General features: G+C 56.0%; 22 protein-coding genes. 10 read left to right on the top strand and 12 right to left on the bottom strand.

Features of this window, described 5'->3' with window-relative positions; genetic code table 11:
* Positions 1-12 precede the first annotated feature (12 nt).
* The 4 genes from RMR21_RS21580 to RMR21_RS21565 form a co-directional block, all read right to left on the bottom strand.
* Positions 13-888, bottom strand: a complete 876-nt coding sequence (locus RMR21_RS21580) for an ABC transporter permease (protein ID WP_498671452.1) — start codon at positions 886-888, stop codon at positions 13-15.
* A complete protein-coding gene (locus RMR21_RS21575; protein WP_174154714.1) occupies positions 885-1,832 on the bottom strand; it encodes an ABC transporter permease in 948 nt (315 codons plus the stop codon). Before RMR21_RS21575 ends, RMR21_RS21580 begins: the two co-directional genes overlap by 4 nt.
* Positions 1,833-1,921: 89 nt before the next feature.
* Positions 1,922-3,433 (bottom strand): ABC transporter substrate-binding protein, encoded by a 1,512-nt coding sequence (locus tag RMR21_RS21570; protein WP_498671451.1) that lies wholly within the window; start codon positions 3,431-3,433, stop codon positions 1,922-1,924.
* A complete protein-coding gene (locus RMR21_RS21565; protein WP_498671870.1) occupies positions 3,430-4,245 on the bottom strand; it encodes a FadR/GntR family transcriptional regulator in 816 nt (271 codons plus the stop codon). Before RMR21_RS21565 ends, RMR21_RS21570 begins: the two co-directional genes overlap by 4 nt.
* A gap of 269 nt (positions 4,246-4,514) precedes the next feature.
* Here RMR21_RS21565 and RMR21_RS21560 point away from each other — a divergent pair, with 269 nt between their 5' ends.
* On the top strand, positions 4,515-5,312 hold the full coding sequence (locus tag RMR21_RS21560; protein WP_498671450.1) for a creatininase family protein: 798 nt from the start codon (positions 4,515-4,517) through the stop codon (positions 5,310-5,312).
* Here the strand turns inward: RMR21_RS21560 and RMR21_RS21555 are convergent.
* Positions 5,300-6,271 (bottom strand): LysR family transcriptional regulator, encoded by a 972-nt coding sequence (locus RMR21_RS21555; RefSeq protein ID WP_498671449.1) that lies wholly within the window; start codon positions 6,269-6,271, stop codon positions 5,300-5,302. The genes RMR21_RS21560 and RMR21_RS21555 overlap by 13 nt on opposite strands.
* Before the next feature lie 177 nt (positions 6,272-6,448).
* Between RMR21_RS21555 and RMR21_RS21550 the strand changes: the two genes are divergently transcribed.
* The 6 genes from RMR21_RS21550 to RMR21_RS21525 all read left to right on the top strand — a co-directional run bounded on the left by RMR21_RS21550 (position 6,449) and on the right by RMR21_RS21525 (position 12,504).
* Positions 6,449-7,465 (top strand): ABC transporter substrate-binding protein, encoded by a 1,017-nt coding sequence (locus tag RMR21_RS21550; protein ID WP_498671448.1) that lies wholly within the window; start codon positions 6,449-6,451, stop codon positions 7,463-7,465.
* Positions 7,466-7,569: 104 nt separating this feature from the next.
* Positions 7,570-8,397 (top strand): ABC transporter ATP-binding protein, encoded by an 828-nt coding sequence (locus tag RMR21_RS21545; RefSeq protein WP_498671447.1) that lies wholly within the window; start codon positions 7,570-7,572, stop codon positions 8,395-8,397.
* Entirely contained in the window at positions 8,394-9,188 is a 795-nt protein-coding gene (locus tag RMR21_RS21540) for an ABC transporter permease (RefSeq protein WP_498671446.1), read from the top strand. The genes RMR21_RS21545 and RMR21_RS21540 overlap by 4 nt, the downstream gene beginning before the upstream one ends.
* The gene (locus RMR21_RS21535) at positions 9,188-10,504 is read left to right on the top strand and encodes a cytosine deaminase (RefSeq protein ID WP_498671445.1); all 1,317 of its coding nucleotides are present in this window, start codon (positions 9,188-9,190) and stop codon (positions 10,502-10,504) included. The genes RMR21_RS21540 and RMR21_RS21535 overlap by 1 nt, the downstream gene beginning before the upstream one ends.
* A 3-nt stretch (positions 10,505-10,507) precedes the next feature.
* Positions 10,508-11,914: an FAD-binding oxidoreductase gene (locus RMR21_RS21530; RefSeq protein ID WP_498671444.1), complete on the top strand. Its 1,407-nt coding sequence runs from the start codon at positions 10,508-10,510 to the stop codon at positions 11,912-11,914.
* The gene (locus RMR21_RS21525) at positions 11,914-12,504 is read left to right on the top strand and encodes an NAD(P)H-dependent oxidoreductase (protein WP_498671443.1); all 591 of its coding nucleotides are present in this window, start codon (positions 11,914-11,916) and stop codon (positions 12,502-12,504) included. Before RMR21_RS21530 ends, RMR21_RS21525 begins: the two co-directional genes overlap by 1 nt.
* A 53-nt stretch (positions 12,505-12,557) precedes the next feature.
* Here RMR21_RS21525 and RMR21_RS21520 read toward each other — a convergent pair whose 3' ends face one another.
* A complete protein-coding gene (locus RMR21_RS21520) occupies positions 12,558-12,947 on the bottom strand; it encodes a RidA family protein (RefSeq protein ID WP_498671868.1) in 390 nt (129 codons plus the stop codon).
* 344 nt (positions 12,948-13,291) lie between these two features.
* Here RMR21_RS21520 and RMR21_RS21515 point away from each other — a divergent pair, with 344 nt between their 5' ends.
* The 3 genes from RMR21_RS21515 to RMR21_RS21505 are packed head-to-tail and all read left to right on the top strand — an operon-like array spanning position 13,292 to position 18,363.
* Complete coding sequence (locus RMR21_RS21515) at positions 13,292-15,901, top strand: bifunctional diguanylate cyclase/phosphodiesterase (RefSeq protein ID WP_498671442.1); 2,610 nt, start codon at positions 13,292-13,294, stop codon at positions 15,899-15,901.
* Between the two features lie 37 nt (positions 15,902-15,938).
* Positions 15,939-17,183 (top strand): type III PLP-dependent enzyme, encoded by a 1,245-nt coding sequence (locus RMR21_RS21510; RefSeq protein ID WP_498671441.1) that lies wholly within the window; start codon positions 15,939-15,941, stop codon positions 17,181-17,183.
* Positions 17,184-17,196: 13 nt separating this feature from the next.
* Entirely contained in the window at positions 17,197-18,363 is a 1,167-nt protein-coding gene (locus RMR21_RS21505) for a DMT family transporter (protein ID WP_498671440.1), read from the top strand.
* Between the two features lie 121 nt (positions 18,364-18,484).
* Here RMR21_RS21505 and uxuA read toward each other — a convergent pair whose 3' ends face one another.
* The 6 genes from uxuA to tkt all read right to left on the bottom strand — a co-directional run bounded on the left by uxuA (position 18,485) and on the right by tkt (position 25,481).
* Positions 18,485-19,681: a mannonate dehydratase gene (gene uxuA / locus RMR21_RS21500; RefSeq protein WP_498671439.1), complete on the bottom strand. Its 1,197-nt coding sequence runs from the start codon at positions 19,679-19,681 to the stop codon at positions 18,485-18,487.
* 196 nt (positions 19,682-19,877) lie between these two features.
* On the bottom strand, positions 19,878-20,723 hold the full coding sequence (locus RMR21_RS21495) for an amidohydrolase family protein (protein WP_498671438.1): 846 nt from the start codon (positions 20,721-20,723) through the stop codon (positions 19,878-19,880).
* The gene (locus tag RMR21_RS21490) at positions 20,720-21,736 is read right to left on the bottom strand and encodes an aldo/keto reductase (protein ID WP_498671437.1); all 1,017 of its coding nucleotides are present in this window, start codon (positions 21,734-21,736) and stop codon (positions 20,720-20,722) included. The genes RMR21_RS21495 and RMR21_RS21490 overlap by 4 nt, the downstream gene beginning before the upstream one ends.
* A 61-nt stretch (positions 21,737-21,797) precedes the next feature.
* Entirely contained in the window at positions 21,798-22,064 is a 267-nt protein-coding gene (locus tag RMR21_RS21485; RefSeq protein WP_498671436.1) for a hypothetical protein, read from the bottom strand.
* 136 nt (positions 22,065-22,200) lie between these two features.
* Positions 22,201-23,220, bottom strand: a complete 1,020-nt coding sequence (locus RMR21_RS21480; RefSeq protein WP_498671435.1) for a DUF808 domain-containing protein — start codon at positions 23,218-23,220, stop codon at positions 22,201-22,203.
* Positions 23,221-23,435: 215 nt separating this feature from the next.
* A complete protein-coding gene (gene tkt, locus RMR21_RS21475) occupies positions 23,436-25,481 on the bottom strand; it encodes a transketolase (RefSeq protein ID WP_498671434.1) in 2,046 nt (681 codons plus the stop codon).
* Between the last annotated feature and the right edge of the window lie 165 nt (positions 25,482-25,646).

Raw genomic sequence — 25,646 nt, 5'->3', positions numbered from 1 at the left:
CTCTAGAAATTCTTAGTTTTCGCGTGGGTCGAGCGCATCACGCAGACCGTCGCCCAGCAGATTGAAGCCGATCACGACACAGAAGATCGCAGCCCCAGGCCACATCGCCATCCATGGCGCTTGCGTCAGAAAGTTCTTGGCGACGTTGAGCATCGAGCCCCAGCTGGGCGCCGGTGCCTGTTGGCCCAACCCCAGGAATGACAGGCTGGCCTCGGCAATGATGGCTGTCGCCACCGTCAGCGTCGCCTGCACGATGATGGGCGGCACGATGTTGGGCAGGATGTAGCGCAGCATGATATCGCCATGGCCAAGACCGATCGAGCGCGCGCCTTCGATATAGTCTTCGGTCTTGACGGCCATGACTTGCGACCGTGTCAGCCGCACGAAGATCGGCATCGCTGACAGACCGATGGCGATCATGGCATTGGTCAGGCTCGGTCCGAGGAACGCGGCAAGCGCAATGGCCATGATCAGAAATGGCATGGCCAGAAAAGCTTCGGTAATGCGCGAGATCACCTGATCGACCCAGCCGCCGAAATACCCCGACACGAGCCCGAACGGAACGCCTAGCAAAACGGCAATCGCGACGGAGATCACACCGGCCATCAACGAAGCCTGCGCACCCCAGATCATTCTCGACAGAACGTCACGACCAATATCATCGGTACCAAGCCAGTGCGCGGCCGATGGCGCCTTGCGAATGGCTCCCCAGCTCGTTGCGATCGGGTCGGCCAGCGGCAAAACGGGTGCGGCAATGGCAAGCAGCGTGAAGAAGGCAATGATGATGAGACCGGCAATCGCGCTGCGATTGCGTTTCATCTTTTTCCAGGCCCTGCTTTGCGCAGCCTTGGGCTTTTGGGCAGGCATTGCCTCTACGGTCAGGCTCATAGGGTTGCCCTCATGCGTGGGTTGAGAAGAACGGTCACGACATCGGCCAGGAGGTTCATGAAAATAAAACCGACCGCCGTGCACAGGACCACGCCTTGCACCACCGCATAATCACGGTTGAACACGGCATCGACGATCAGCTTACCGAAGCCGGGAATGGTGAAAATCTGCTCGGTCAGAACCGCACCGGCGAGAAGCTCCCCGAACAACAGCGCCGTCAGCGTAATGACCGGCAGAAGCGCGTTGCGGAAGGAATGGCTGAGCACGACTTCACGCGTGGAGAGGCCCTTGGCGCGCGCAGTGCGAATATAATCCGACTTCATCACCGACAGCATGGACGAACGCGTGTGCCGCATAAGTGTTGCCGCAAGCCCGGTTCCCAAGACGAAGGAGGGCATGATCATTGTTTGCAGCGACCTGACGGGGTCGACAAAGATGGACTCGTAACCGGAGGCCGGAAGCCAGCCAAGCTGTACGGATACGAAAAGGATAAGCATGATCCCTAGCCAGAAATTCGGGATGGATAGCCCCGACAGGGCGACGATATTGGCGACGTAATCGATCCAGGTGTTCTGCTTGACGGCGGCCAGGATGCCCATGGGAACGCCGATGGCAAAGGCGAAGAACATCGACATCAGCGCGAGCTGGATCGTTACCGGCAGCTTTTCAGCCACCAGTTCCAGAACGGGCTGGTTGGTGCGAAGCGATACGCCGAAATCGCCCTGGACGACCGACCCGATCCAGTAAAAATACTGGTAAACGACCGGATCATTCATCCGGTATTTCTCTCGTAACAGTTCGATGACCGCGGGATCACGCTCTTCTCCGGCCATGGCGAGAATGGGGTCGCCCGGCAAAAGCTTTTGCAGCGAAAAAACAAAGACGGAAATGATCAGCAGCGTCGGGATCGCTACCAGCAACCGCTTGGCGATGTAGATGTGCATAAAAGCAAGTCCTTATACGGGCAAGGCTTTTGGACCGGGAGTGCGAGACGCAGCCAATGGGTGCGTCTCGCCATGTGCACGAGGCAGACTTAGTCGGCTTTCTTGACGCCTGTCAGACGGATCATACCGTCACCGGATGGTGTAAAACCGGTGATCTTTTTGGAATAGGCATAGAGATACGCCTGATGGCCGAGATAGATCAGCGGCAAATCCTCATCCAGAATTTTCGTCGCCGCATCGTATTTTGTCTTGCGCACGGCATTGTCCGTCGATGCACGCGCATCGTTCAGCAGTTTGTCGACTTCCGGATTGCAATATTTGGTGTCGTTGATGCCGCCCTTGCAGGTCACGAACTGATGGATATTGCCATCAGGGTCGGATCGACCTGACCAGTCGGAGCGCGACAGCACGTAATTGCCCGCCGTCTGCTCGGACAGAAGCGTCGCGAATTCCGTGGCCTTCAGCTTCACATCGAATCCGGCTTCGGCTGCCATGGACTGGATAACCTGCATCGCCTGCGTCTGTGTGGTGTTGTTCGCGTGTTGTAGCTCGATTTCGTACTTGTCGAAACCGGCTTCCTTCATCAACGCTTTCGCCTTTTCGACGTCACGGGCCGGAACGGGAATGTCCTTGTTGTACCACGGGCTCGTTGGCGGCCATGGCTGGTTACCCGCCATCGCGGTACCTTCGAACACCACCTGATTGATGGCTTCGCGGTCGATGGAGAGTGAGAATGCCTGACGCAGGCGCTTGTCCTTGCCGAACGGATTGTCAGCCTTGGCGCCGTTGCCGATGTTGACATACAGAGCCATGTAGCCGGGACCGACAACCTCTCCGTAATTCAACTTGTCGTCTGCCTTGACGGCAGCGACGTCGGACGCCGAAATGCGCTCTGCAAGATCAAGATCGCCCGATTGCAGGTTGGCGAGACGCACGGTCGTATCCGGGATGGGCAGGAACGTGACCTTGTCGATGAAGATGTTGTCCTTGTTCCAGTAATCGGCAAACTTCTCCAGAACGATGCGATCCTGCTGAATGCGCTCGACGAATTTGAAGGCACCCGAGCAAACCGGCTTCTTGGAGAAGTTGGCACCCAGTTCTTTACCAGCCGTTGGCGAAATCATCATGCCAGCGCGGTCGGAAAGCTGTGCAAGCAGGCTGGCATCCGGGCTCTTCAGCGTAAACTTGACCTGGTACGGCCCCGTCGCTTCGACCTTGGCGACGGAGGCCAGTTCGCTCTTGCGGCGCGATTCCGGCAACGTCATGTTGCGATCGATGTTGTAGACGACCGCTTCGGCATTGAATGGCGTGCCATCGTGGAAGACCACGCCTTCACGCAAATCCATCGTCAACGTTCCGCCATTGTCGCCCCACGCCCATTTGGTCGCGAGCTGCGGAATGACAGCGAGATTGTTGTCGAGATCAACCAGTTTGTCGCAAAGGCTCGTGTAGACGATGCGACCCACGAACGTGCGGGACTGAGCGGGGTCCAGCACATCGGCATCGTCCATGAGGCCGATCCGCAGATCCGCCGACAGCGCCGGTGTTGCCAGCAACGTACCGATGAGAAGCATTCCGGAAAGTCTAGCAAATCGTTTCATTTTGTCTGTTCCCTTGGTGGTTTGGGTGAAATCGGCCGGTTTTCCGGTCTCTGATTGGGTTGCTCTGTCGACGCTCTGTGTTGCACCGTTTCCCGCTCGGCTGCGGGGCCATCCTGTGTCGCCATCGATGTCTGGCGGATCAAGCGCTCCTGAAGCGTCAGCAGGTGGTTGCGCATGGCCTCACCGGCGCGCGCCGGATCTCGCGACGCTATCGCCTCGATGATTTCGGTGTGTTGATCACGGGATTCTTTCAGGGTCCTGTCCTGCTTTCGCGCACGCTCGCGTACCGACTGCCAGACGGGGTCTTGGCGAACGCGGTTGATGACATCGAAAAGAGACAGGAAAAGCTGATTGGCAGCCGTTTGCGCAATCAGTCGGTGTAACGAGCCATCCCAAAGCTCGCGCCAGTCGGCATCTGTGCGTTCGTAGATTTTGTCGCGAAGCTCACGCATACGGTCGACGTCAGCGTCTTTGGCTCGCATGGCGGCCAGTTGCGCAAGTTGCGGTTCTATCCGCAGGCGCACTTCCATGATTTCCATGAAATTGGTTCCGGATACCAGACTAGCGGCGTGCTCGCTCCAGCTGTCTGGTTTCTGTCCTAGAAACGTACCCGCGCCCTGCTTTCTCCAGATGAGCCCCTCGGCTTCCAAAACCTCCAGCGCTCGCCGTATCTCCCGTCGGCCCAGACCAAAACGCTCGGAGAGCAGTCTCTCAGTCGGTAATTTTCCGTCAGGGGACAGTGTTGTCACCCGCAACAGTTCACGCAACCTCTCCAGCGCATAATTGGAGTTCTCTGGTGCTCTAAGAGGTATTTTTTGATCCAATGGTTCGTACCAATTTTGAATTGGTTCCAATGAAACCGTTAATTCCACAGCCGTCAAGCCTATTTATGATGCACAATGAAAATCGCGGAAAAAGAAGGCACTCAATATTCGACGGTCGCGGAAATCATTCCAACCGGCGATCATGACCAAACGGGGCGCGAGCACAAAAAGGCATCGCGCCAGACGAAAATTGATGCTTTTCGAGCGTCTGTCGATCTCTTACGCCTGTCTTCGAAAAGATGAAGGCAGGGACGCGAATGGGAAAGCCGTTTTACTGGAATGAACTGAACACCCTCGATTTTGCAGGCTTGTCCGTCGATCGGACCATCGCTGTCTTGCCGATCGCCTCGACGGAACAGCATGGCCCGCATCTGCCAGTGGCAACCGACGTTGCAATTGCAAACGGAATGTTGGAGGAACTCAAAGTTCAGCGACCGGATGACCTCGACTTTCTTGTCCTGCCGACACAGGAAATCGGCAAAGCCAACGAGCATGTCTACGGACCGGGGACGCTGTCGTTCGGCGCCGAAATCCTCATTCCGGCCTGGACCGCGATTGGCGCAAAGGTTGTCGAAGCGGGCGTTCGCAAAATGGTGATCGTCAATTCCCATGGCGGAAATGTCGATATCATGAGCATCGTTGCCCGCGAGTTGCGCGTCAAACACCATATGGCCGTTGTCAGCACGCAATGGGGCCGCTTCGGCAACCCGGAGGGCTTGATCTCCGAGCATGAGCAGAAATTCGGAATACATGGCGGTGATGTCGAGACATCGCTGATGCTGCACTTCCGTCCCGACCTCGTGCGGATGGAGCACGCCCAAAACTTCACGTCCAAGGCCGAATGGATGAAAGAACAGTCCAGGTTTTTACAACCACTTCCACCGCACTCCCTTGCTTGGATTGCCCATGATCTCAATCCGCACGGCGTCGTCGGAAATGCGGCCGCCGCAACAGCAACCAAGGGCTCTGCCATATGTCGCCATCAGGTCGCGGGCTTCATTGACCTGTTGCGCGACCTGTCAGACTATTCGCTGGACAATCTCTATGTGAAATGAATGCTGTCCGCTCTGTCCAGTTGTCGCTGCGACGGCACATGGCCGTTTGTCTCCAACTCCGTCACAAGCTCTGCCAATCGGGATAGCAGAAACTCAACAAACAGACTTGTCACCGTGTCGAGTGAAGAACGGGAACGCGCAAAGAGCTTCATCGGCTGATGCCGGGGATGTGGGCCAGCCAATGGGCGAAAAACGAGCTCCCCTCGACGGCATTCCGCTAGAACGTCAAGGGGATTGAGCAGTGTCAGTCCCGTTCCAAGCTTGACCAGTTGCTTGAGCATGTCGGACGCGTTGCTCTCCACCACGGGCTGCACAGCGACAGAAAGCGGCGCGAACGCCAGATTGATGACGTTGCGAAGACTGGTCCCGGACTGCGCCAGAACCAAAGGTTCCTGCGCAACATCGGCGAGGTCGATTGGCCCATCACCCGCCAATCGGTGCCCGGGAGGCATCACGACGCCAATCGGTATGTCGAAATTGGCGAGCGTACGAATGCCGGGGGTGGCTGGAATATTGAATCCAAGGCCGATATCCACTTCGCCGGCCAGCACCGGTGAAATCGTCGTCGACGGACCATCATTGCGCAGGTGGACGTGTATTCTGTGATACTTGGCGATAAAGCTGGCGACAATCTCTGGCAACGGTCCTGCGGCAAGGCCCACGGTCGCGACCATCGAAACCTTGCCTGCTTGGGGCATTTTCAAACCGCGAATGCGCTCTTCCATTCTCTCATAGGTTTTGAGAACTTCGCGGATATGCTCAATGCACAACTCCCCTGCTGCGGTTAACCTTAGTCCACGCGGCATGCGCTCGAATATTGGCGCACCCAACTCTTCCTCCAGCGCCAGAATTTGACGGTTGATAGCTGAGGATGCCACGTTCAGTCTGGCAGCAGCCTTGCGGATCGAGCCGCATCTGGCAATCTCGTCGATGTATCGAAGTTTCCTTGAGTGCAGCACCGGCAAAGTCCTTTGCTCAATTTTAAGACGCGCCGCCATTTTCAGCAGTTCGTTTGAGAAGCGATGCCTGAAAGGCATCAATGTGGACGAATTTTGATGCTTTTCAAAGATCAATGCAACCGCTCAAATGAAAGAGAACGAGCACGCCTATGATGCTTGTAAAGGGAACGATTCAAAATGTTCAGAGATTCCAAGACAAAGAGTTACGTGGCCGCGTTGGGTTTATGCGCCGCTACGTTATCCGCCCAGCCAGCATCCGCACTTGATGAGGTCAGCTATGGAACGAACTGGCTGGCACAGGCTGAACATGGCGGTTTTTATCAGGCCGTGGCCGATGGCACATATGAGCGCCATGGTCTGAAAGTGACCATCGTCCAGGGCGGCCCCAATGCTGCCAACCGGTCTCTTTTGTTCGCCGGAAAAGTCGATTTCTACATGAGCGGTCAGTTGGGCGACATGGATGCGCGCAAGGAGGGAATTCCGGTGGTCGGCGTTGCCTCACTGTTCCAGAAAGATCCGCAGATGCTGATGGCGCACCCTGACGCTGGCATCGAGACGTTCGGAGACATGAGCAAGCTGACGACCGTATTCATGGGCAAGGAGGGCTTCGCAACCTACTTCGAGTGGATGAAGAAGAACTATCCCGGGTTCAAGGAAGAGCAATACAAGCCCTATACGTTCAACCCCGCACCCTTCATCGCCGACAAGCAATCCGCACAGCAAGGCTATCTGACCTCGGAACCCTATGAAATCGAGAAGCAGACGGGCTGGAAGCCGAAGGTCTTCCTGCTGGCCGATGCGGGATACGCCCCCTACTCGACGATGATTACCGCAATGCAAAAGACTGTGGATGAAAAGCCTGACATGGTTCAGCGCTTTGTCGATGCCACGCTGGAGGGGTGGTACACGTATCTTTACGGTGACAACAAAGCAGGCAACGACCTCATCAAGAAAGACAATCCGGAAATGACGGATGGTCAAATCGCCTTTTCGATCGCGAAGATGAAAGAATACGGGATTCTTGAGTCGGGTGAGGCGCTGACAAAGGGCATCGGCTGCATGACCGACGAGAGATACAAGAAGTTTTTCGACGATATGGTGGCGATTGGGGTTGAACCCGCTGACCTGGATTACAAGCAGGCGTACACGACGAAGTTTGTCTGCAAGGGCGTGGGCATGGCCCTCAAAAAATAAGAAAAAAGGACGGGATCATGCGCCTCGCTCTGGCGGGTCACGCATGATCACACCGCGCAACGGATCAAGATTTTCCACGCCACGACGTTTGCCAAGGCCATTCAATGACCCTATCGCCAGTTTCGAAATTGCCCGCAGGCAAAGAAGGTCGAAAACGACCGCTGGTCAGCATGAGCGGCGTTTCAAAGCAGTTTTCAAATGGGACGCTGGCGCTCTCCGATGTATCGTTGAGCATCGATAATGGTGAGTTCGTGAGCCTGCTCGGGCCTTCCGGCTGCGGAAAATCGACGGCGCTAAGGATTATCGCAGGGCTGGGAGACGCCACATCGGGCACGATCGACTGGCCAAGCTCGCGTATCAACGCGAAAGGCTTGCCGGAAGGCGATATCTCGTTCGTCTTTCAGGAACCGACGCTGATGCCCTGGCAGACGGTCTTTGGAAACGTCTATCTGCCACTCAAGCTGCGGGGCGTGTCCAAATCAGCTGCCAGGGATGATGTAGCGCGCGCGCTAGAAACCGTTGGCCTCAGCGATTTCGCAAAGGCATATCCGCGAGAATTGTCCGGTGGCATGAAGATGCGCGTCTCAATCGCACGCGCACTCGTGACAAAGCCCAAATTGCTGTTGATGGACGAGCCATTCGCGGCGTTGGACGAGATCACGCGGCAAAAGCTGAATGACGACGTGCTGACATTGTGGAAACAGACCGGCATCGCTGTCGTCTTCGTTACGCATTCGGTTTTCGAAAGCGCCTATCTGTCCAACCGCATCGTGATCATGCGGCCAAGACCGGGCCGCGTGCATGCGGATTTTCCTCTTGTTACCAGTCTGGAGCGGGATGCACGCTATCGCACATCGGAGGAATATCGTCGGGCCTGCGAAAGGGTATCCAACGTACTGATCGAAGCCATGGATGGCGGAGAACACCAATGACCTTCAACCGCGACATGGCTTTGCGCATCACGATACCGATCGCCGTGGTTATCTGTATGATCCTGATGTGGCAGGCCATCATCAGCGCCTATGCGATCCCGCAATATATCCTGCCCGGCCCGGTCGCGGTTGGAAAGTCGCTCTATAATGACTGGGGCACGCTGTCGCCGGCACTACTTGTGACCACAAAGATCACGCTTCAGGCACTGGCATTGGCTTTGATGGGGGGCGTGGGGATCGCCATCATTCTCGTGCAATCCAGATGGTTGGAGATTGCGCTCTATCCAATCACCGTCATTCTTCAGGTGACACCGATCGTGGCGATTGCACCACTGATCCTCATTTACACACCGACGACCCAGATTGCCCTGCTGATCTGCGCCTTCCTCGTCGCATTTTTCCCGATCCTGTCGAACATGGCGCAGGGACTGAAAAGCGTCGACCACAATCTGCTTAACCTGTTCGACCTCTATGGCGCTTCCCGTTGGCAAACGCTGATCTATCTCAAACTTCCATCAGCGCTGCCCTATTTTATGACCGGTCTGCGGATTGGCGGCGGGCTTGCACTCATCGCAGCAGTCGTCGCGGAGTTCGCGGCTGGCTCGGCCGGGGCCGGTTCCGGCCTCGCATTCCGACTACTGGAATCACAGTACCGGCTGAACATTCCGCGGCTTTTTGCAGCATTGGTGCTGTTGTCGCTGCTCGGGGTTGTTATCTTCTGCATCACCTCGTTTATTTCCTGGCTCTTCCTGCATCGTTGGCATGAGAGCAGCCTGAAGAGAGAAAATTGATGACAAATGGATTCACGATACTGCCGCAATGGGAACGTTTTGCGCTGACCAATGCCACTTTGCCCTCGGTCACAGTGGAAGGGTTTGAAGCACCGGCAAAGGATGGTCTGGTTTCTGCGGACGTCGTGATCGCAGGGAACAAGATCGAGGCAATCTTACCGGCGGGTTCCGCTCCTTTAGATGTGCCACGAACAGACCTGCGCAACGGCATGATTTTCCCGTGTTTTGTCGATATGCACACCCATCTGGACAAAGGCCATGTTTGGGATCGGAGAGCAAACCCGGACGGTACATTTACGGGCGCTCTGGACAATGTACGCGCAGACCGCGTCGCTCACTGGTCATCTCAAGACATTCGTGCACGTATGGAGTTTTCACTGAAGGCCGCCTTTGCGCATGGCACAAAACTCATCCGGACGCATCTGGACAGCGTCCCACCGCAGACGGATATCTCCTTTCCGCTGTTTGCAGAGATCCAGCAAGAGTGGAAGGATCGCATCGTATTGCAGGCAGTCGCCCTTCTCCCGCTTGAGAGTGTGCTCGACAGACCCGTTTTCGACGCCATCGTCGCCACAACCAAGCGACATGGTGGCCTCTTGGGCGGTGCGACCCGCATTTTGCCGGATTTGGCTAGAATTCTCGAAACCTTGTTTCGCAGCGCTGCCGACAACGGCCTCGATATCGACTTGCACGTCGATGAGACGGAGGACCGGGAAGTGCTGACGCTAGAGGCTATCGCCGATGCCAAACGCCTCTCCGGTTTCCAAGGCTCCGTTACCGTCGGTCACTGCTGCTCGCTGGCACTTCAGGACGACGACACAATAAAACGGGTCATAGAAAAAGTAGCGGAAGCTGGTATTTCAGTCGTGTCACTACCGATGTGCAATATGTATCTGCAGGACCGCCATGCGGGTCGCACGCCACGCTGGCGCGGGACGACGCTGTTCAAAGAACTTACGGCCGCCGGTGTATCGACAGCCGTTGCCTCCGATAATACCCGCGATCCATTCTACGCTTATGGCGATCTCGATGCCGTCGAGGTGCTGCGAGAAGCTGTGCGGATTTTGCATCTGGACCACCCGATTGATGACGTTGCGCGTATTGTCACAACGACGCCTGCAAACATCCTGGGCCGTCCGGATGTTGGCCGCATCGGGCCAGGTCTTCCAGCCGATCTGGTGCTGTTCAATGCGCGCCGGTGGAGCGAACTTCTTTCCCGGCCGCAAGCAGACCGCGTCGTGGTGCGCAATGGCAAGGCCATCGACCGTTGCTTGCCGGACTACCGAGACCTTGATCCCATACTGATGAAAGAGTGAAACATGGCCGACTATGCGCAGATCAAGAAAGAGCTCGAAGGCATTGCAACGGAAGACAATCCTGCCCTTGTGCGCCAGAAAAGCCGCGACTTCTATTGGTACTCCCCCGTTTTGAAACGTCAGTTGGATAACGTCACAGCCGACCTCATCGTTTCTCCGAAATCGGTTGAAGAGGTTATCCAAACTCTCAAGGTCGCACATGCCCATTCCGTGCCGGTCACGCCACGCGGCGCCGGTACCGGCAACTATGGCCAAGCCATGCCCCTATCGGGCGGGATTGTCTTGAACCTCATCAACATGAACAAGGTCAAGGAAATCCATCCCGGTCGCGTGATCGCCGAGCCCGGCATTGTCATCGCGGAACTCGACCGCCAGACGAAGGCGCATTCCAACCAGGAACTACGCTTCCACCCCTCGACCGCTCAGTCAGCGACCATCGGTGGCTTCATCGCGGGAGGCTCTGGCGGCGTTGGCTCGATCCATTGGGGTGGGTTGCGGGATCTGGGCAATATCTTGCGCCTGAAGGTCGTTACGATGGAAGCAGAACCAAGGTTGCTCGATCTGACGGCATGGGACCTGCAAAAAGTCACCCACGCCTATGGTACCAACGGCATCATCGTCGAGGTCGAGATGCCGCTGGCACCGGCCTATGAGTGGGTGGATGTTCTTGTTGGTTACGACGACTACATGGATGCGGTTCGTCTCGGCGATGCCGTCGCCCACAAGAACGGTATTCTGGTCAAGGAAATTGCTCCGATTGCCGCACCGATCCCATACGACTATTTCCCGCGCCACAAACCATTCATCCGCCACAGAGGCCAATCGATCTGCGTTTTCATGGTGGCACCCCAATCCATGGATGCCTTTACAGCTTTCACCGAACGTCAAAAAGGAGAGATTCTGTTTCGCTCCGACAAAGTGGAAAGCATGAAGGGCATACCGCACGCCTATGAACTTGCCTGGAACCACACGACGCTGCGCGCGCTGAAGGTCGATCCAAGCTTCACCTATCTGCAGGTTCAATATCCCGGTCCTGATCATGTCGCAAAAGTCCAAAAAATGACTGAGATTTTCGGTGACGAGGTCCCGGGGCATCTGGAGTTTCTCAAATTCGATGGCCACATCCAGTGCTCGGGTCTGCCCCTGGTGCGTTTCACGACCGAGGAACGGCTGGAGGAGATCATAAAAATCCACCAGGACAATGGGTGCCCGATTTTCAATCCTCATCGCTACACTCTGGAGGAAGGCGGCATGAAGCAGACGGATACCGTTCAACTCGCCTTCAAAAAAGAGACCGATCCTCAGGGATTGCTCAATCCTGGCAAGATGATCGCCTGGGAGAACCCTGACTTCGATTTCAAAAGCGGTGAGAACTACCTTTTCCCTGGTCTGGCGGCAGCGGGTGGCTGATGAAGATTTTGCTCCTTCACGCCCATCCTGTTGAATCCAGTTTCGGCTCCGCCTTGCATATGGAGGCAGCCGAAACGCTTCGCAGGGCTGGACACGAGGTGGATGACTGCGATCTCTACGCAGAAAACTTCAACCCTGTCCTGACCCGCGAAGAACGCCTCGGCTACCACGCCGTGCCGGCCAATATCGAGCCGGTGCGGTCCTATGTGGAGAGGTTGCGGGCAGCGGATGCGCTGGTCATCGTGACACCCGTGTGGAATTTTGGATGGCCAGCAATCCTGAAAGGATATTTCGACCGCGTCTGGTTGCCCGGCGTAACCTTTGACATGGATGAAGGCGACAGGGGCAAGCTGACCCGCAAGTTGACGAGCATCAAGAAGCTTGTCGTTGTGACGACCTATGGCGGCAATCGCTGGCGCGCGTTCCTTGCCGGTGATCCACCAAGAAAGATGGCGACGCGGGTGTTGCGCGCGGTGATCAATCCAAAAAGGGGCGTCACCTATCTCGCCCACTACGATATGAACAACTGCACAGTAGAGACACGCACGAAATTTCTGGAAAAAGTCCGCGCAGAGATGCTGCGCCTCTAAAGATGCCGCTGAAAAACACGGTATCCAAGAGATTTAAACAGACATCTAAAAACCTAAAAAACCCTGGCCGCGGTGACTTCCACCTCCACCAGGAACTCCGCACGGGTGAATCCGCCGACGACAAGCAAGGTCGAAACGGGCTTGGGATCGAGCGTGAAACGATCGCGAACCGCCATATAGGCTGGGAAGTCTTCACGCCTGGTCACGAAACCGCAAATGCGAATGACATCCGCATAGGTCATACCCGCCTCCTCCAAAACAGCACCAATCGCCTTGAAACATAATTCGGCCTGCGCAGAAATATCAGGCGGGATGATATCATCTGGAGTAACCCCCAGTTGCCCGGAGGTCACAAGCAAACTCGCGCCTGGCTCAACAAGCATTCCGTGATTATAGGCGCCGAATGGCTGACGTACTGAGGGTGGGTTGAAAACACGTTTCATCTTGCACTTCTCTCGTTGATCATCAAAATCAGCCCGCTCCATCATCCTTGCTTTACGCACGGCACAGATAGAATGGCACGAAAAATCTGACTGATAAACAGGCAATGCACTTCTGGAGATGTTAGTTCGGACTGAGTTTTTATTTGCAATTTCCAGTCCGGACAATCATCAAAACTCGGCTCCGCATATCTCCAAAACCAATCTTCCAACATCAAAAACTAATTTAATTTCAACGCACAAGCACTTACGAAGTCTTAACTGAAAATCACAGAAATATGACGAGTTAACACAATATTGCCTAATAACGATCAACTTGCCGCCAAGTCGTCTCCGAAAGGCAAGTCATGTTTTATCAGCAAGGCAAGAGCCCCTCTTTTAGTGGTGAGAAATTTACCCAGCGGATCGTTGTTCCGATGGCTGGTATTCTGATCATCGCTATTGTTGTTGTCATTGGGTTTCTTTTTGTCGCCGCAGACCGGCAGAACAATCTTGAGGTCGAATCTTCGACCAAGCTTGCCCAGACGGCACTTGCGGTGAAGACGCGCGAAGTCGCGCGCAACCTCAAGGATTACGCCGTATGGGAGGATGTCTATAACAATCTGTATCTCAAAACAGACACTCAATGGGCAGCAACCGACGGAAATATCGGCGCAAACATTTTCGAGGGTCTGGGATACGAGGCAGCATTCGCTATCAACTCGGCTGGCGACACGGTCTATGCCGTGATCGAGGGCGTTCCTGAAAAAATAGACGCATTTACGCTCGTCCCAGACGGACTGCGTGATCTGGTGAAAAGCTCCCATACTCAGGTCGAGCCCGTAACGGGCTTGCTGCAATCCGGAAAAGACGTCCTAATCGTCGCCGCCACCTCTATCCTCCCGCCATCAGTCGATCGCGCATCTGTTGATACGGCAAACCTAACCTCCATCGTTTTTGCGAAAAAACTGAACCATTCTTTCCTTGAAAAAATGGGCCAGGACTATCTCCTTTCGGGCCTGAGCCATGACGACGTTGCCCCGGCTGGCGCGGAAGCCGCGCTCCACCTGACATCATATGACGGGAAGTCATTGGGTGCTATCACATGGGTTCCGGCCAAGCCGGGTTATAAGCTGTTGCCAGTTCTTGCACCCCCGCTGGCAATTTCCGTAATCATTCTTGGCGCCTTCTCTCTCCTCGTCGTCCGAAATATCCGCAGATCGACGACAGCACTTGAAGAATCTGCCAGAACAGTCGAAGCCTATGCTCAGACGATACAGGAAAGCGAGGCCCGCTTTAAGGACGTCGCAGAAGCATCGTCTGACTGGATCTGGGAGTGCGATCCGCAACTTCAGATGATGTTTCTGTCAAGCCGTTTCTCAGAGGTCACCGGCATCGCCGCGGCCAGCGTTCTGGGCAAGACCCTGCCACAATTCTTCCAGAGCGACAGCGACAACGACGGATGGACTAAGCTGTTACAGGAAACATCCGAAAGGCATGCTTTCCGGGATTTGCGCTGCCTGTACAAGGATGCTTCGGGAACAACACGCGTTTGCAGACTCGCTGGTCGGCCCAGCCATAATGCAGCGGGAAATTTTGTCGGATTCCGAGGCACAGCAACCGATATTACCGAAGAAGTCGAGGCACAGGCGCGCGCAAGTCACCTGGCCCTCCATGATGCCTTGACCGGTCTTCCCAACCGCGTCCTGTTCCGGGAGCGTCTCAACTCTGCACTGGCCAGCAGCGGCACCAAATCCTCACGTGTTTCGGTAATTTGCCTGGATCTCGATCACTTCAAGGAAGTCAACGATACGCTGGGCCACGGCGCGGGTGACATCCTGCTCCGACAGCTATCCCAGCGCCTTTTGGGATGCGTCAGGTCTACTGACACCGTTGCCCGACTTGGCGGCGATGAGTTTGCCATCATCCAGACGGGCGTCAGCCAACCTGCAAAATCGGAACAGCTCTGCCGTAGGCTGATTGAGGTGGTCAAAGCACCCTTCGAAATCGACGGAAACGAGATACACGTCGGCGTGAGCCTTGGGATCGCATTGTGCAGGGAATCGGGTAACGATCCTGAACGCATCCTCAAGAATGCAGACATTGCGCTTTATCGCGCAAAACAGGCAGGGCGTGCGACCTATCGCATCTTCGAAGCCCACATGGATGTGGAATTGCAGGAACGCAAATCCTTGGAGCATGACTTGCGCCAGGCCATGCTCAAGGACCAACTGGAGCTTCACTATCAGCCGCTGATCGACATCGGCACGAAAAAAGTCGTCACCGTCGAAGCGCTCATTCGCTGGCGCCACCCCGTTCGCGGTATCGTTCCGCCAATCGACTTCATTCCCTTGGCGGAAGAGACAAACCTGATCGTTGCGATCGGGGAATGGGTTCTTGAAACGGCTTGTAAACAGGCATTGAGCTGGCCCGAACTGCGGGTTGCGGTAAACCTTTCGCCTGTTCAGTTCCGAAATCGCGAACTGGTAGAGGTTGTGAAAGATGTCCTTAGACGCACAGGTCTCGACCCATCGCGCCTCGAGCTGGAAATTACCGAAAGTGTCCTCATTAACGATGTCAGCTCAGCGCTCGCCACGTTGAATGCCCTTAAGGATTTGGGCGTGAAGATCGCCATGGACGACTTTGGAACGGGTTACTCATCACTCGGCTACCTGAACTCGTTCCCGTTCGACAAGATCAAGATCGATAAATCCTTCATCGGCGACATGAGCGACAAGGATAAATCTGGGGCGATCGTGAAGTCAGTCATCAGCCTGGGTCAAAGCCTCAACATGGTGACGACGGCAGAGGGTGTGGAGACCGCCGAGCAGGCCACCTTCTTGACGCAAGAGGGCTGCGATCAATTGCAGGGATACTTCTTCAGCCGACCGATCACAGCGACCGAACTGACGAGTTTCATGATCGACTGGAACGAACGCGAAAGCACCCAGGACCTCGACGTGAGCGTCGCTGCTTAAAAACAATAACAAAACAACACTTTAACAGGGACAGACTATGAACGCGCAGAGCTTACGCCTCCTCGATCTCGAGCCGGCCATTTCTACAGACATGCTCCCACGAAGCATCGAAACCGCTCTGTCGCAGACGGAGACTGCGTATCGTTCAAGCCCACCTCTGGAGGTTTTCGAAAGCGTCGATACGATTATCTCCGACCTTCGCCCGACGGAGCCGGTCTTTTGCCTGCAACCTTCCAAAATCAGACAGGCGGCCAAGCGCTTCAGTGTCTTTCCGGGCCGTCCGCTTTATGCCGTCAAATGCAACCCTCATCCGTTTGTTCTGGAGACCCTCTTCCAATCGGGAATCACGGATTTCGATGTCGCGTCGCTCGAGGAAGTCCGCCTTATAGACCGCCTGTTCGGCAGCTCTGCTGGTCAGTTCTTCAATAATCCGGCCAAATCACGCCCGGCGATCCGTACCGCCTCTTTCAATCACGGCATCCGTTTCTACACAGCAGACTGCGAGGAAGAAATCGAGAAAATCTTCCAGGAGGCAGATTTCGACAGCGACCTCATGGTTGCCGTTCGCTTGGCCACCAAGCCAGCCGATGCGCGCTATGTCCTGTCGACGAAATTCGGCGCACAGCCCGATGATGCGGCGCGGATGCTCAAGATCATCCAGAAGCGCGGAGCAAAGGCAGGCATTTCCTTCCATGTCGGCTCGCAATGCCTTGCTCCGGAGGCCTTTTCCGCGGCCATCACCCTTGCGTCGAAAGTATCCCGTGCCGCGGGTGTCCCATTGAGCGTGCTCAATGTTGGTGGTGGCTTTCCTGCGGCCTATCCGGGAGACCGCGTTCAGGGTCTGGAACATTATTTTGCACAAATCGTGCACGCCCGTCGCGGCATCGATCTTCCGCACGGCTGCATCGTGTTGTGCGAGCCGGGACGCTCTCTTGTTGCGGAAGCTGGAACGACCATCGTTCAGGTCGTGGTTCGCCGCGACCGGGCGATCTACATCAATGATGGTGTCTTCGGGACTTTGCAGGAACTGACCCATCCCAAGGAAACACGCCCCATTCGGCTGATCCGTCATCATGCCCGCCCCGCTGCTCCCATGGCGAGTTTCAAGGTGTATGGTCCGACCTGCGATTCCAATGACGTGCTCGGCGCGCCCTTGACGCTACCGGATGATGTTCAGGAAGGTGACTGGATCGAAATCGGCATGATGGGTGCCTATAGCCTGTCGATGCGAACCCACTTTAACGGATTCCACACCGACAAAATCGTCGTGCTGGGCGAATAGGCTCAGGCATCTCATGACCTCCACCCCAAAGCGCGTCGGTCGTGTAACCGCTTCGTTGATCGGCGCCGTCGGGGTTATTCTCTGGGCGACCGAAACGATGCTTGTCACGTTGACGACATCGATCCCGCCTCTTCAAACGGTCGCCCTGGCGTTCATGTTTTCGGCGGCGATGTCGCCTGCCGTGTGGTTCCTGACCGGAAGCCATCCTCTCGAAGCGTTTCGGCAGCCCTTGCGCGTGTGGGTGTTTACCGTGGTTTCCCTGGTCGGCTATCATAGCTGCATCTACTATGCCACACAGCAGGCGCCACCCGCCGCCGCCGCCTTGCTGCAATCCACCACACCTTTGATGATTGTGTTGGGCTCTGCTTTCCTCCCCGGCGAGCGGCTGCGATGGTGGCATGTCGTCGGGGCGTTGTTGGGTTTCGTCGGCGTCACGATGCTGGTGGAGACCGGCGGCGAAGGAGCCTCAGCGGGTTCATCGTTTTTCTATCTCGCGTTGATTGGCATCGCGGCGGGCCTGTGGGGCCTTTATTCTGTGATTGCGCGCACCTTGCCCAATGTGCCGTCATCCACGCTTGGTGTGTTTTACGCTGCTTCCGCTGTGATCACATTTGCGGCGCACCTCCTACTTGAAACCTGGGTTCCGCCGCAGCCAATCGAATGGTTTGCGGTCGCGGCCCTCGGTATTTTCCCGATGGGTCTTGCCATCTACTTTTGGGATTTTGGCCTCAAACGGGGAGATATTCAGGCGCTCGGTGCATTCTCCTACGTCGAACCCTTTATCGGGGCTGTCCTCGTGGCCTTGTTTACCGGCGCAGCGCTGAGCTTGTCTCTGTTCTGGTCAGGTCTTCTTGTTGTGACGGGTGCAGTGATTGCCAGCGCGGGTCTGTGGAAAAAATCGCAGGCGACATCCCCAGTGATCCCTCCATCATCCCTACCCCAGGACTGGCTCACCTCTGTCAGCAACATCACGTCGCAAACCGATCTTCATCATGTGACGAACCTTGTTGTGAACAGAATGGTGGTGATCGGGCGGGATTACGGTAATCCACGCGCCCATGATCGCGAAATGAAGGAACTGCTTCTTGCACTCGGCTGCCTTGTCCAAATCTGGGATGAGTTGGAATGTGAGACGAAAGACAATGTAGAGCCAAGCCCCTCCTGCACACTGGTTGCATGACGGAAATTGCGGCACGCGTCCTCATCACGGCCATCTTGGCGCCAGAGGCAGTCGTTCATCTCTCCACTCTCCAAATATGACACAGAGGGTGGATGAGCACAGAGTATAGCCTGATCATGGCCTATACACGGCCGAATCGCGGATGAAGAAGCGTGCGCTCGATGCCACGCAGTTCGGCCAAACCTTTCAGGCGACCAATAGCGGGGTAACCGGGTTGTGCGCCACGGGTCGCATCATCGAGAATCTCCTGTCCGTGGTCAGGACGCATGGCGATACGATGGTCTTCACGACCCACCGCGCGCCTGCGCTTTTCCTCCTCTAGCAGCGCTGCAATGACCGCCACCATATCAGTTGCCCCTTCGAGATGCTCGTCCTCGAAAAATGAGCAGGGCATGGCGTCGGTCTCGCGTGTGACATTGCGCAGATGCACGAAATGGATACGATCAGCGAAGGTTTTTGCGATGAGTGGCAGATCATTATCGACGCGCGCTCCGAGCGAACCGGTGCACAGCGTGACGCCATTGAAACGACTATCCACCTGGTCCAGCATATGCGCATAATCGGCCTGCGTAGAAAGAATGCGTGGCAGACCGAGGAGCGGCCAAGGCGGATCATCGCCATGGGCACAGATGTTGATGCCAACCTCCTGTGCGACCGGCACGACCTCAGACAGAAAATCTACCAGGTTGGATTGCAGCCGCAACCGATCGACACCCTGATAGGTCCGCAGTTTTTCCAGAAGCTGGTCCAGCGTGTAGCCATCCGCCGAACCGGGCAACCCTGCGCCGATGTTCTGTCCGAGCGCAACAATCTTCGTATCCGGCATGGAGGAAAAGCGTTTCGCCGCCTCTTCTACCAACCACGCGGGATAATCGTGATTCGCGTCGGGACGCTTCAGGATGTGAATGTCGAACGCTGCGAAGTCTGTCAGGTCGAACCGCATGGCCTTCGCGCCATGACGTGTTTCCCAGCGCAAATCGGTCCGCGTCCAATCCAGAATTGGCATGAAATTGTAGCAAACAGTACGGATACCGCTGGCAGACAGGCGCCGCAGGGTCTCTTGCCAATTCGCGATGTGAGCTTTCCAGTTACCGGTCTGTGTTTTGATGTCTTCTGAAACCGGCACGCTTTCCACCACATCCCAGTAAAGACCACCAGCCTTGATGGCCTCGTGGCGCTTGTTGATGTCATCGACAGGCCAGGCGGCACCGGTCTCGATGTGATGAAGCGCACTGACGATCCCTTCAGCACCGGCCTGCGCGGCGTCGCGCACCGTTACCTTGTCCACCGGACCGAACCAGCGCCATGTATGTTTCATGTGTCAAAATCCTCCTCTGTAAACCTTGCATGGAACGCGACAGACGGCCCTCACGCCTCTCGCTCAACGATGATTTTCAGCGCACCCGGGTGCTCGTTCCAATATGGCAGCGCCGTTTCATTCTCATCGAAAGAAAAAAGCGTCGTAATAAGCGCGCCGGCCGTATGATGGCCGGCGACGTCTAGCTGAACATCGCCTAATGCTCAAAAGTAGATGGCTGGATGCCGGACAGCCGATAAAAGGATTGGGCGTTCTTGCCGAAGACTGCCGCCTTGTCGGCATCGGGGACGATATCTCGGCATTGGTCAAACCAGCATCGGTAATCGGACGCGAGAGTCAGAACTGGCCAATCGCTACCCCAGATCGTTTTTTGGGCCCCGAAAAGCTCGAATATGGTTTCGGCGTAGGGCCTGACGGCAGCGAGCCGACGATCGCCATCCGCCTCCGTCAAAAGGCCGGAGAGTTTGCAATGGACATTCGGCAACATAGCCAATTCCAACATCGCCCGTCGCCACGCCACGAAATGGCCTTGCGCTATGAGAGGTTTCGCGCCGTGGTCAATGACGATACGCAAATCAGCGTGGCGCTGCGCAAACTCGAGAAGAGGACCAAAATGTCGAGGTGTGACCAGTGCGTCGAATGACAAATCATGTCTCACCAATGCTTCGATTGCCGGAATAGCCCTCGGATCAAGAATCCAGTTGGTGTCATCAATGTCCTGAAGCATCGGGCGAACGCCCTTGAACTTTAGATGCGTTGCGTAGTGATCAAGACGCCCAACGGCTGCGGGATCGATCAGGTCGACCCACCCGACGACACCAAGGATGGATGGTGTCGATTGCGCAAGCTCAAGGAGAAAATCCGTATCCTCGGCGCGATCAAGCGACTGCACGACAACGGTTCCGTCAACGCCGTTCGCTTCAAGGCAGGGCTGCAAATCCTTCGGCTCGAAATCACGATAAATCGCAGTGAGCTCGGCAGGAGGCCAAGCCCCTTCCCTTGAACTCATCAACCAATAGTGCTGATGAGCGTCGATGATCATGGCCTGTCACCCGTGGGGAGTGGCGTGCGATCTACGAAAATCCCGCGACTTTGCAAATCGCTCCAGATGGAAACCGGAATGTCCTCCTCAAACCAGGCGATATTACTTTTGATCTGGCCAGCATTGCGCGCTCCCGAAACAACACTGACGACCGCAGGGTGTGCTGCCGCGAACTGCAGAGCCACGGCTGGCAGCGATACACCGGCGTCCCGGCAGATCCCGTCAAGCACATCCACCCGCTCCAGCAGATGCACAGGCGCGTCCGCGTAATTAAACTTGCGGTTTCCGGCCAAAAGACCGGAATTGAAAACCCCCGCTATGACGACACCCACACCGCGTTCAACGCAACGGTCGAGCACAACGAGGCTCTCCTGCTCCAACGCGGTATAACGACCGGCAAGCATCGCGATATCCAGATCGAAGACGTCCATGGTCTGTTTGATGATCTCAGCGTCGTTGACACCCAGCCCCACGGCTTTGGCAGATCCCTCGCGACGAAGGTATTCGAGCGCACGAAAACCGCCACCCGTTGTGATCTGGTTCCAGTAGTGGGCGTGTTCGTCGCCATGCTGTGCAGCGCCGATATCATGCACGTAGAGAATATCCGGCGACAAAATTCCCAGTCGTGACTGGCTCGCTTCGAATGACCGCATGATGCCATCATAGGTGTAGTCGAACACAGGTCTGAATGGTAGAGGATCGACAAAATCGTTCTCATGGTCGCCAACGGATGCATCCGGCGTCATCACCCTCCCGACCTTCGTACTGATTACATAGTCTTCTCTCGCATGCTCGCCGAGCATGGTGCCAAGGCGGAGTTCTGACCGTGTAAATCCGTAATAGGGCGCCGTGTCAAAATAGCGGACATCGGCATTCCAGGCGGCATCAAACGTGGCTTTTGCTTCATCATAAGGTGTGACCCGATATAGGTTGCCCATCTGCGCGCAGCCAAGGCCGAACACGGGGATATCAAGCTCCACCCGTGGAAGTCTACGTCTGTCCGATACCTTCATGTCCTGCCTCTTTTACGCCAGAAGACGCCCTGATCGATATGGGCGTCGTGGGTTGATCCACTTAATGAGAACGGTTTTCGCTTCGGATTTGTCGATAACCTTGAGGGCGATCTGAACGGCGACCACTGCCGAAGCCCTTGATCAGCGGCGATCTGTCAGCTCGGTTTTCGCCCAAGACCGCACGCGTTTCATCCTGCCTCAGGTCGAAGGTCGTACCTGCTAACGCGGCAACGCCGGGAAATTCCCTCGTGATATCGTTATGCTGAAAAATAGCATGCTGAGAGCTGACGACAGCATCCGCTCCACAATTGACCTGATAGGCCGCCATGCTCTTCCTCCCGTGCCTGCACAATCGCCTCCCTGCTGCACAGACAATGGAATTTTAGTCTTGCGGATAAATTGGTCAAGCCAATTGATGTTTTGGTGGAGACGACGACCGATACGACCAAGCCCCGATTGGGTTCTCAGTTTTTTTCAGCAGAGGTTGCTTTCCTGAAGCGCCTTGGGAGAAGCGACTTCAAAAGGCTCCATGTCGGCGACACGATGTAGGTCGCTGCGGGGATGGCGATGAAGCCGACGATAATGCCTACGACGCCAGCACCGGCAGCCTCGACAACCCACGCCATGATGGAGGCAACGGAAGGAACGGCCTGAGAGACGGCATGCCCTGCCGCCTCAATCAGATGCGCAGGAGCCTCTATGCCGAATGTTTCCAGCCCGTGAACGACAATGCCCCCACCGACCCAGATCATGGCGGCGGTACCAACCACGCCCAGGATTTTAAGAAAATACGGCATCGCGACAACGATGCTGCGCCCAAAGCCTCTTGCAATCGATCCGATGGTCGAGTTCGATTTCACCTGTGCCAACATGAGGCCGAAGTCGTCCGCCTTGACGATAACGGCCACACCACCATACACGAGAACGGTGATGCCCAGACCCACAGCTGCAAGAATGAATGCTTGCGAAACCACGCTGCCCGGATCAAGCGCGCCAAGCGTTATCGCCATGATTTCAGCCGACAGGATGAAATCAGTCTTGATCGCACCAGCAACTTTTGCATCCTCAAGTGCCTGTGGGTTGATACTTGCCGTTTCCAATTTGGACTCATGCGCATCTGCGGCATGGGGAACGACAAGCCCATAGACCTTTTCCGCACCCTCGTAGCATAGGTAGAGGCCGCCGAGCATCAACAGCGGAGTGATCGCCTGCGGTGCAATCAGACTGAGCACCAGAGCTACCGGAAGCAGGATCAACAATTTGTTCTTCAGAGAACCCAGTGCGATCTTCCAGATAATCGGCAATTCGCGTGCCGGTGAAAACCCGGTCACGTAGCGGGGCGTCACAGCGGCGTCATCGATGACAACCCCTGCGGCCTTGGCGCCAGCCTTGGCAGCCTGACCGGCGATGTCGTCCAGGGAGGCTGCCGCAACTTTGGCAAGAGCTGCGATGTCATCGAGAAGCGCGATCAGTCCGACACTCATGAGCGCCTCCGTTTTTTTAAAATTCAGGCCGCTTGGGCTCAAAAGTCTCGGTCGTTGACGAATGGGTGGTTCAGCAGCTTTGAGAAAACCTGCCATGCCACACTTTATGCCGCGAGAACAGGCGGGTATCGGCAACCACCCCCAACAATGATGGATGGAGATGTGAAGAGTTCCGTCGTCGCGCCGAGCAACTTGGTGGCGCGGCGACGGTCATATCAGCCTTCCAGTTGCTTGATCACCGCGCGCGCAGCAGCGACAACGGCTTCGGTGGTGATGCCGAATTTGCGGTAGACATCATCAATCTTGCCGGAAGCGCCGAAATGGTGCATGCCGACAAACTTGCCGTCGATGCCGATATACCGATCCCAGGAATCCTGCACAGCCGCTTCGACGGCAACGCGCGCGCGTGTTTTGCCGACAACTGACCGCTGATAGGCACTGTCCTGCTGTTCGAACAACAATCTGCATGGCATGGAGACAACGGCGGTCGGAACGCCATCCCGTTGAAGAAGATTGCGGGCGTTGACGGCGAGCTGCAATTCCGAGCCGGAGGCAAATATCGTCATCTGCCGCTCGCCGCCATCCGCTTCGAGCAGAATATAACCTCCCCGGGCGGAACGATTTTCGTCCCCAGCGTCTTGTCTCAGCAATGGCATCGGCTGACGGGAAAGAGCAATCAAGGCCGCCTGTCGTGGCGCGTCCAATATGGCCTCCCAGCATTCAGCTGTCTCGATGGAATCGCCGGGGCGATAGACGGCAAGCTGTGGAATGGCGCGAAGGGCGCTGAGATGCTCTATGGGCTGGTGGGTTGGACCGTCCTCTCCCAGACCGATGGAATCATGGGTCATCACGAAGATGGTTCGAATTTCCATCATTGCAGCCAACCGAATGGCCGGACGGCAGTAGTCGGAGAATGTCATGAAGGTTCCACCGTAGGGGATCAAGCCGCCATGCAGGGCAATACCGTTCATCATGGCCGCCATTCCGTGCTCGCGTACGCCGTAATGCACGTAGGAACCGGAGAACGCGCCGGGTACGATCTCGGTCTGGTTCTTTGCTTTTGTGTTGTTGGACGGCGTCAGATCCGCTGATCCGCCTAGCATTTCAGGGATAGCATCAAACAGATGATTGAGAACGATGCCGCTGGCCTGCCGGGTTGCGAGATCCTTTTCGCTTTTTGCCAGCTCTGTCTTCGCGCCCGTTATCGCTGCTCGCCAACCGGAAGGGAGCTCGCCGTCCATACGGCGCTTGAAGTCTTCAGCCAACTCGCTCTTCGTCTGGGCCAGCCGCTTTGTCCACGCCTGCTGTGCCGAACGACCTTTAGCACCAATCCTGCGCCAGTCATCGAGAAGATTCTGAGGGATTTCGAATGGGGGTGACGACCAGTTCAACAGTTTACGCGCACCTGCGATCTCTTCCTCACCTGGCGCGTCGCTGTGCGCTTTTTGCGTGCCGGCCTTCGTTGGAAATCCAAAACCGATAATTGTGCGGCAGGAGATCAGCGACGGTTTGTCGGTTACATTTCTGGCTTCGATGATCGCAGCGCGGATCGCATCCGTATCGTGTCCATCGATTTCCACGACGTGCCAGTTGGATGCGTGGAAACGAGCGGTTTGATCATCCGATTCGGCAAGGTTAGTCGCGCCGTCGATCGAGATCGAATTATTGTCAAAGAAGGCGATAAGCCGCCCCAGCTTACGGTGCCCCGCGAAGGAGATCGCTTCCTGGCTGATGCCTTCCATGAGGCATCCATCACCGAGGAACACATAGGTGAAGTGATCAACGAGATCATCCCCAAATTGCGCGTTCATGATTCTCTCGGCGAAAGAAAAGCCGACCGAGTTCGCCAGCCCCTGCCCCAACGGCCCGGTCGTGGTCTCGATGCCTGTTGCGTGATGGTATTCCGGATGGCCTGCGGTTCGGCTGTCTATTTGGCGGAAGCGCTTGATCTCATCGAGGGTCATGTCCTCATAACCCGTCAGATACAACAGGCTGTACAACAGCATGGAGCCGTGACCGTTGGAAATAAGGAAGCGATCACGGTCGAACCAATGTGGCTCCTTCGGGTCGAAGGTCATGAATTCGGAAAACAGAACCGTTGCAATATCCGCCATGCCCATTGGCATGCCGGGATGGCCGCTTTTTGCCTGCTGCACGGCGTCCATCGACAGGAACCGGATGCAGTTTGCAAGTTCGCGCAGATGCGGGTCACGCGGCGGCGGGACAGATTTCTGAGGTAAGACGGTTGATTGATCCTGCATGGGAAAACTCCTCGGGCATGCACGCGTTCGCGGCGCCACCTTGGATAAGCCAATTGGAGCATCAGATGTTCCAGCACTCATCCGTGTTTATCTGCATTCCCGGACTAAAATCGCAATGATGGCCCTGCACGCACCGTGACGGAAAATACCATCGATAAGTCGCAA

The sequence above is a fragment of the Agrobacterium sp. rho-8.1 genome, from assembly GCF_033957725.1.
Classification (GTDB): Bacteria; Pseudomonadota; Alphaproteobacteria; order Rhizobiales; family Rhizobiaceae; genus Agrobacterium.
This window is presented reverse-complemented; position numbering and strand designations above follow the sequence as displayed.

Coding starts and splice junctions, on each gene's coding strand:
- RMR21_RS21485 (WP_498671436.1), bottom strand. CDS start 22,064: ATGGCGGCCTATCAGGTCAATTGTGGAGCGGATGCTGTCGTCAGCTCT.
- RMR21_RS21575 (WP_174154714.1), bottom strand. CDS start 1,832: ATGCACATCTACATCGCCAAGCGGTTGCTGGTAGCGATCCCGACGCTG.
- RMR21_RS21525 (WP_498671443.1), top strand. CDS start 11,914: ATGAAGATTTTGCTCCTTCACGCCCATCCTGTTGAATCCAGTTTCGGC.
- RMR21_RS21580 (WP_498671452.1), bottom strand. CDS start 888: ATGAGCCTGACCGTAGAGGCAATGCCTGCCCAAAAGCCCAAGGCTGCG.
- RMR21_RS21540 (WP_498671446.1), top strand. CDS start 8,394: ATGACCTTCAACCGCGACATGGCTTTGCGCATCACGATACCGATCGCC.
- RMR21_RS21520 (WP_498671868.1), bottom strand. CDS start 12,947: ATGAAACGTGTTTTCAACCCACCCTCAGTACGTCAGCCATTCGGCGCC.
- RMR21_RS21510 (WP_498671441.1), top strand. CDS start 15,939: ATGAACGCGCAGAGCTTACGCCTCCTCGATCTCGAGCCGGCCATTTCT.
- RMR21_RS21490 (WP_498671437.1), bottom strand. CDS start 21,736: ATGAAGGTATCGGACAGACGTAGACTTCCACGGGTGGAGCTTGATATC.
- tkt (WP_498671434.1), bottom strand. CDS start 25,481: ATGCAGGATCAATCAACCGTCTTACCTCAGAAATCTGTCCCGCCGCCG.
- RMR21_RS21545 (WP_498671447.1), top strand. CDS start 7,570: ATGACCCTATCGCCAGTTTCGAAATTGCCCGCAGGCAAAGAAGGTCGA.
- RMR21_RS21535 (WP_498671445.1), top strand. CDS start 9,188: ATGACAAATGGATTCACGATACTGCCGCAATGGGAACGTTTTGCGCTG.
- RMR21_RS21570 (WP_498671451.1), bottom strand. CDS start 3,433: ATGAAACGATTTGCTAGACTTTCCGGAATGCTTCTCATCGGTACGTTG.
- RMR21_RS21480 (WP_498671435.1), bottom strand. CDS start 23,220: ATGAGTGTCGGACTGATCGCGCTTCTCGATGACATCGCAGCTCTTGCC.
- RMR21_RS21550 (WP_498671448.1), top strand. CDS start 6,449: ATGTTCAGAGATTCCAAGACAAAGAGTTACGTGGCCGCGTTGGGTTTA.
- RMR21_RS21530 (WP_498671444.1), top strand. CDS start 10,508: ATGGCCGACTATGCGCAGATCAAGAAAGAGCTCGAAGGCATTGCAACG.
- RMR21_RS21505 (WP_498671440.1), top strand. CDS start 17,197: ATGACCTCCACCCCAAAGCGCGTCGGTCGTGTAACCGCTTCGTTGATC.
- RMR21_RS21560 (WP_498671450.1), top strand. CDS start 4,515: ATGGGAAAGCCGTTTTACTGGAATGAACTGAACACCCTCGATTTTGCA.
- RMR21_RS21495 (WP_498671438.1), bottom strand. CDS start 20,723: ATGATCATCGACGCTCATCAGCACTATTGGTTGATGAGTTCAAGGGAA.
- uxuA (WP_498671439.1), bottom strand. CDS start 19,681: ATGAAACATACATGGCGCTGGTTCGGTCCGGTGGACAAGGTAACGGTG.
- RMR21_RS21515 (WP_498671442.1), top strand. CDS start 13,292: ATGTTTTATCAGCAAGGCAAGAGCCCCTCTTTTAGTGGTGAGAAATTT.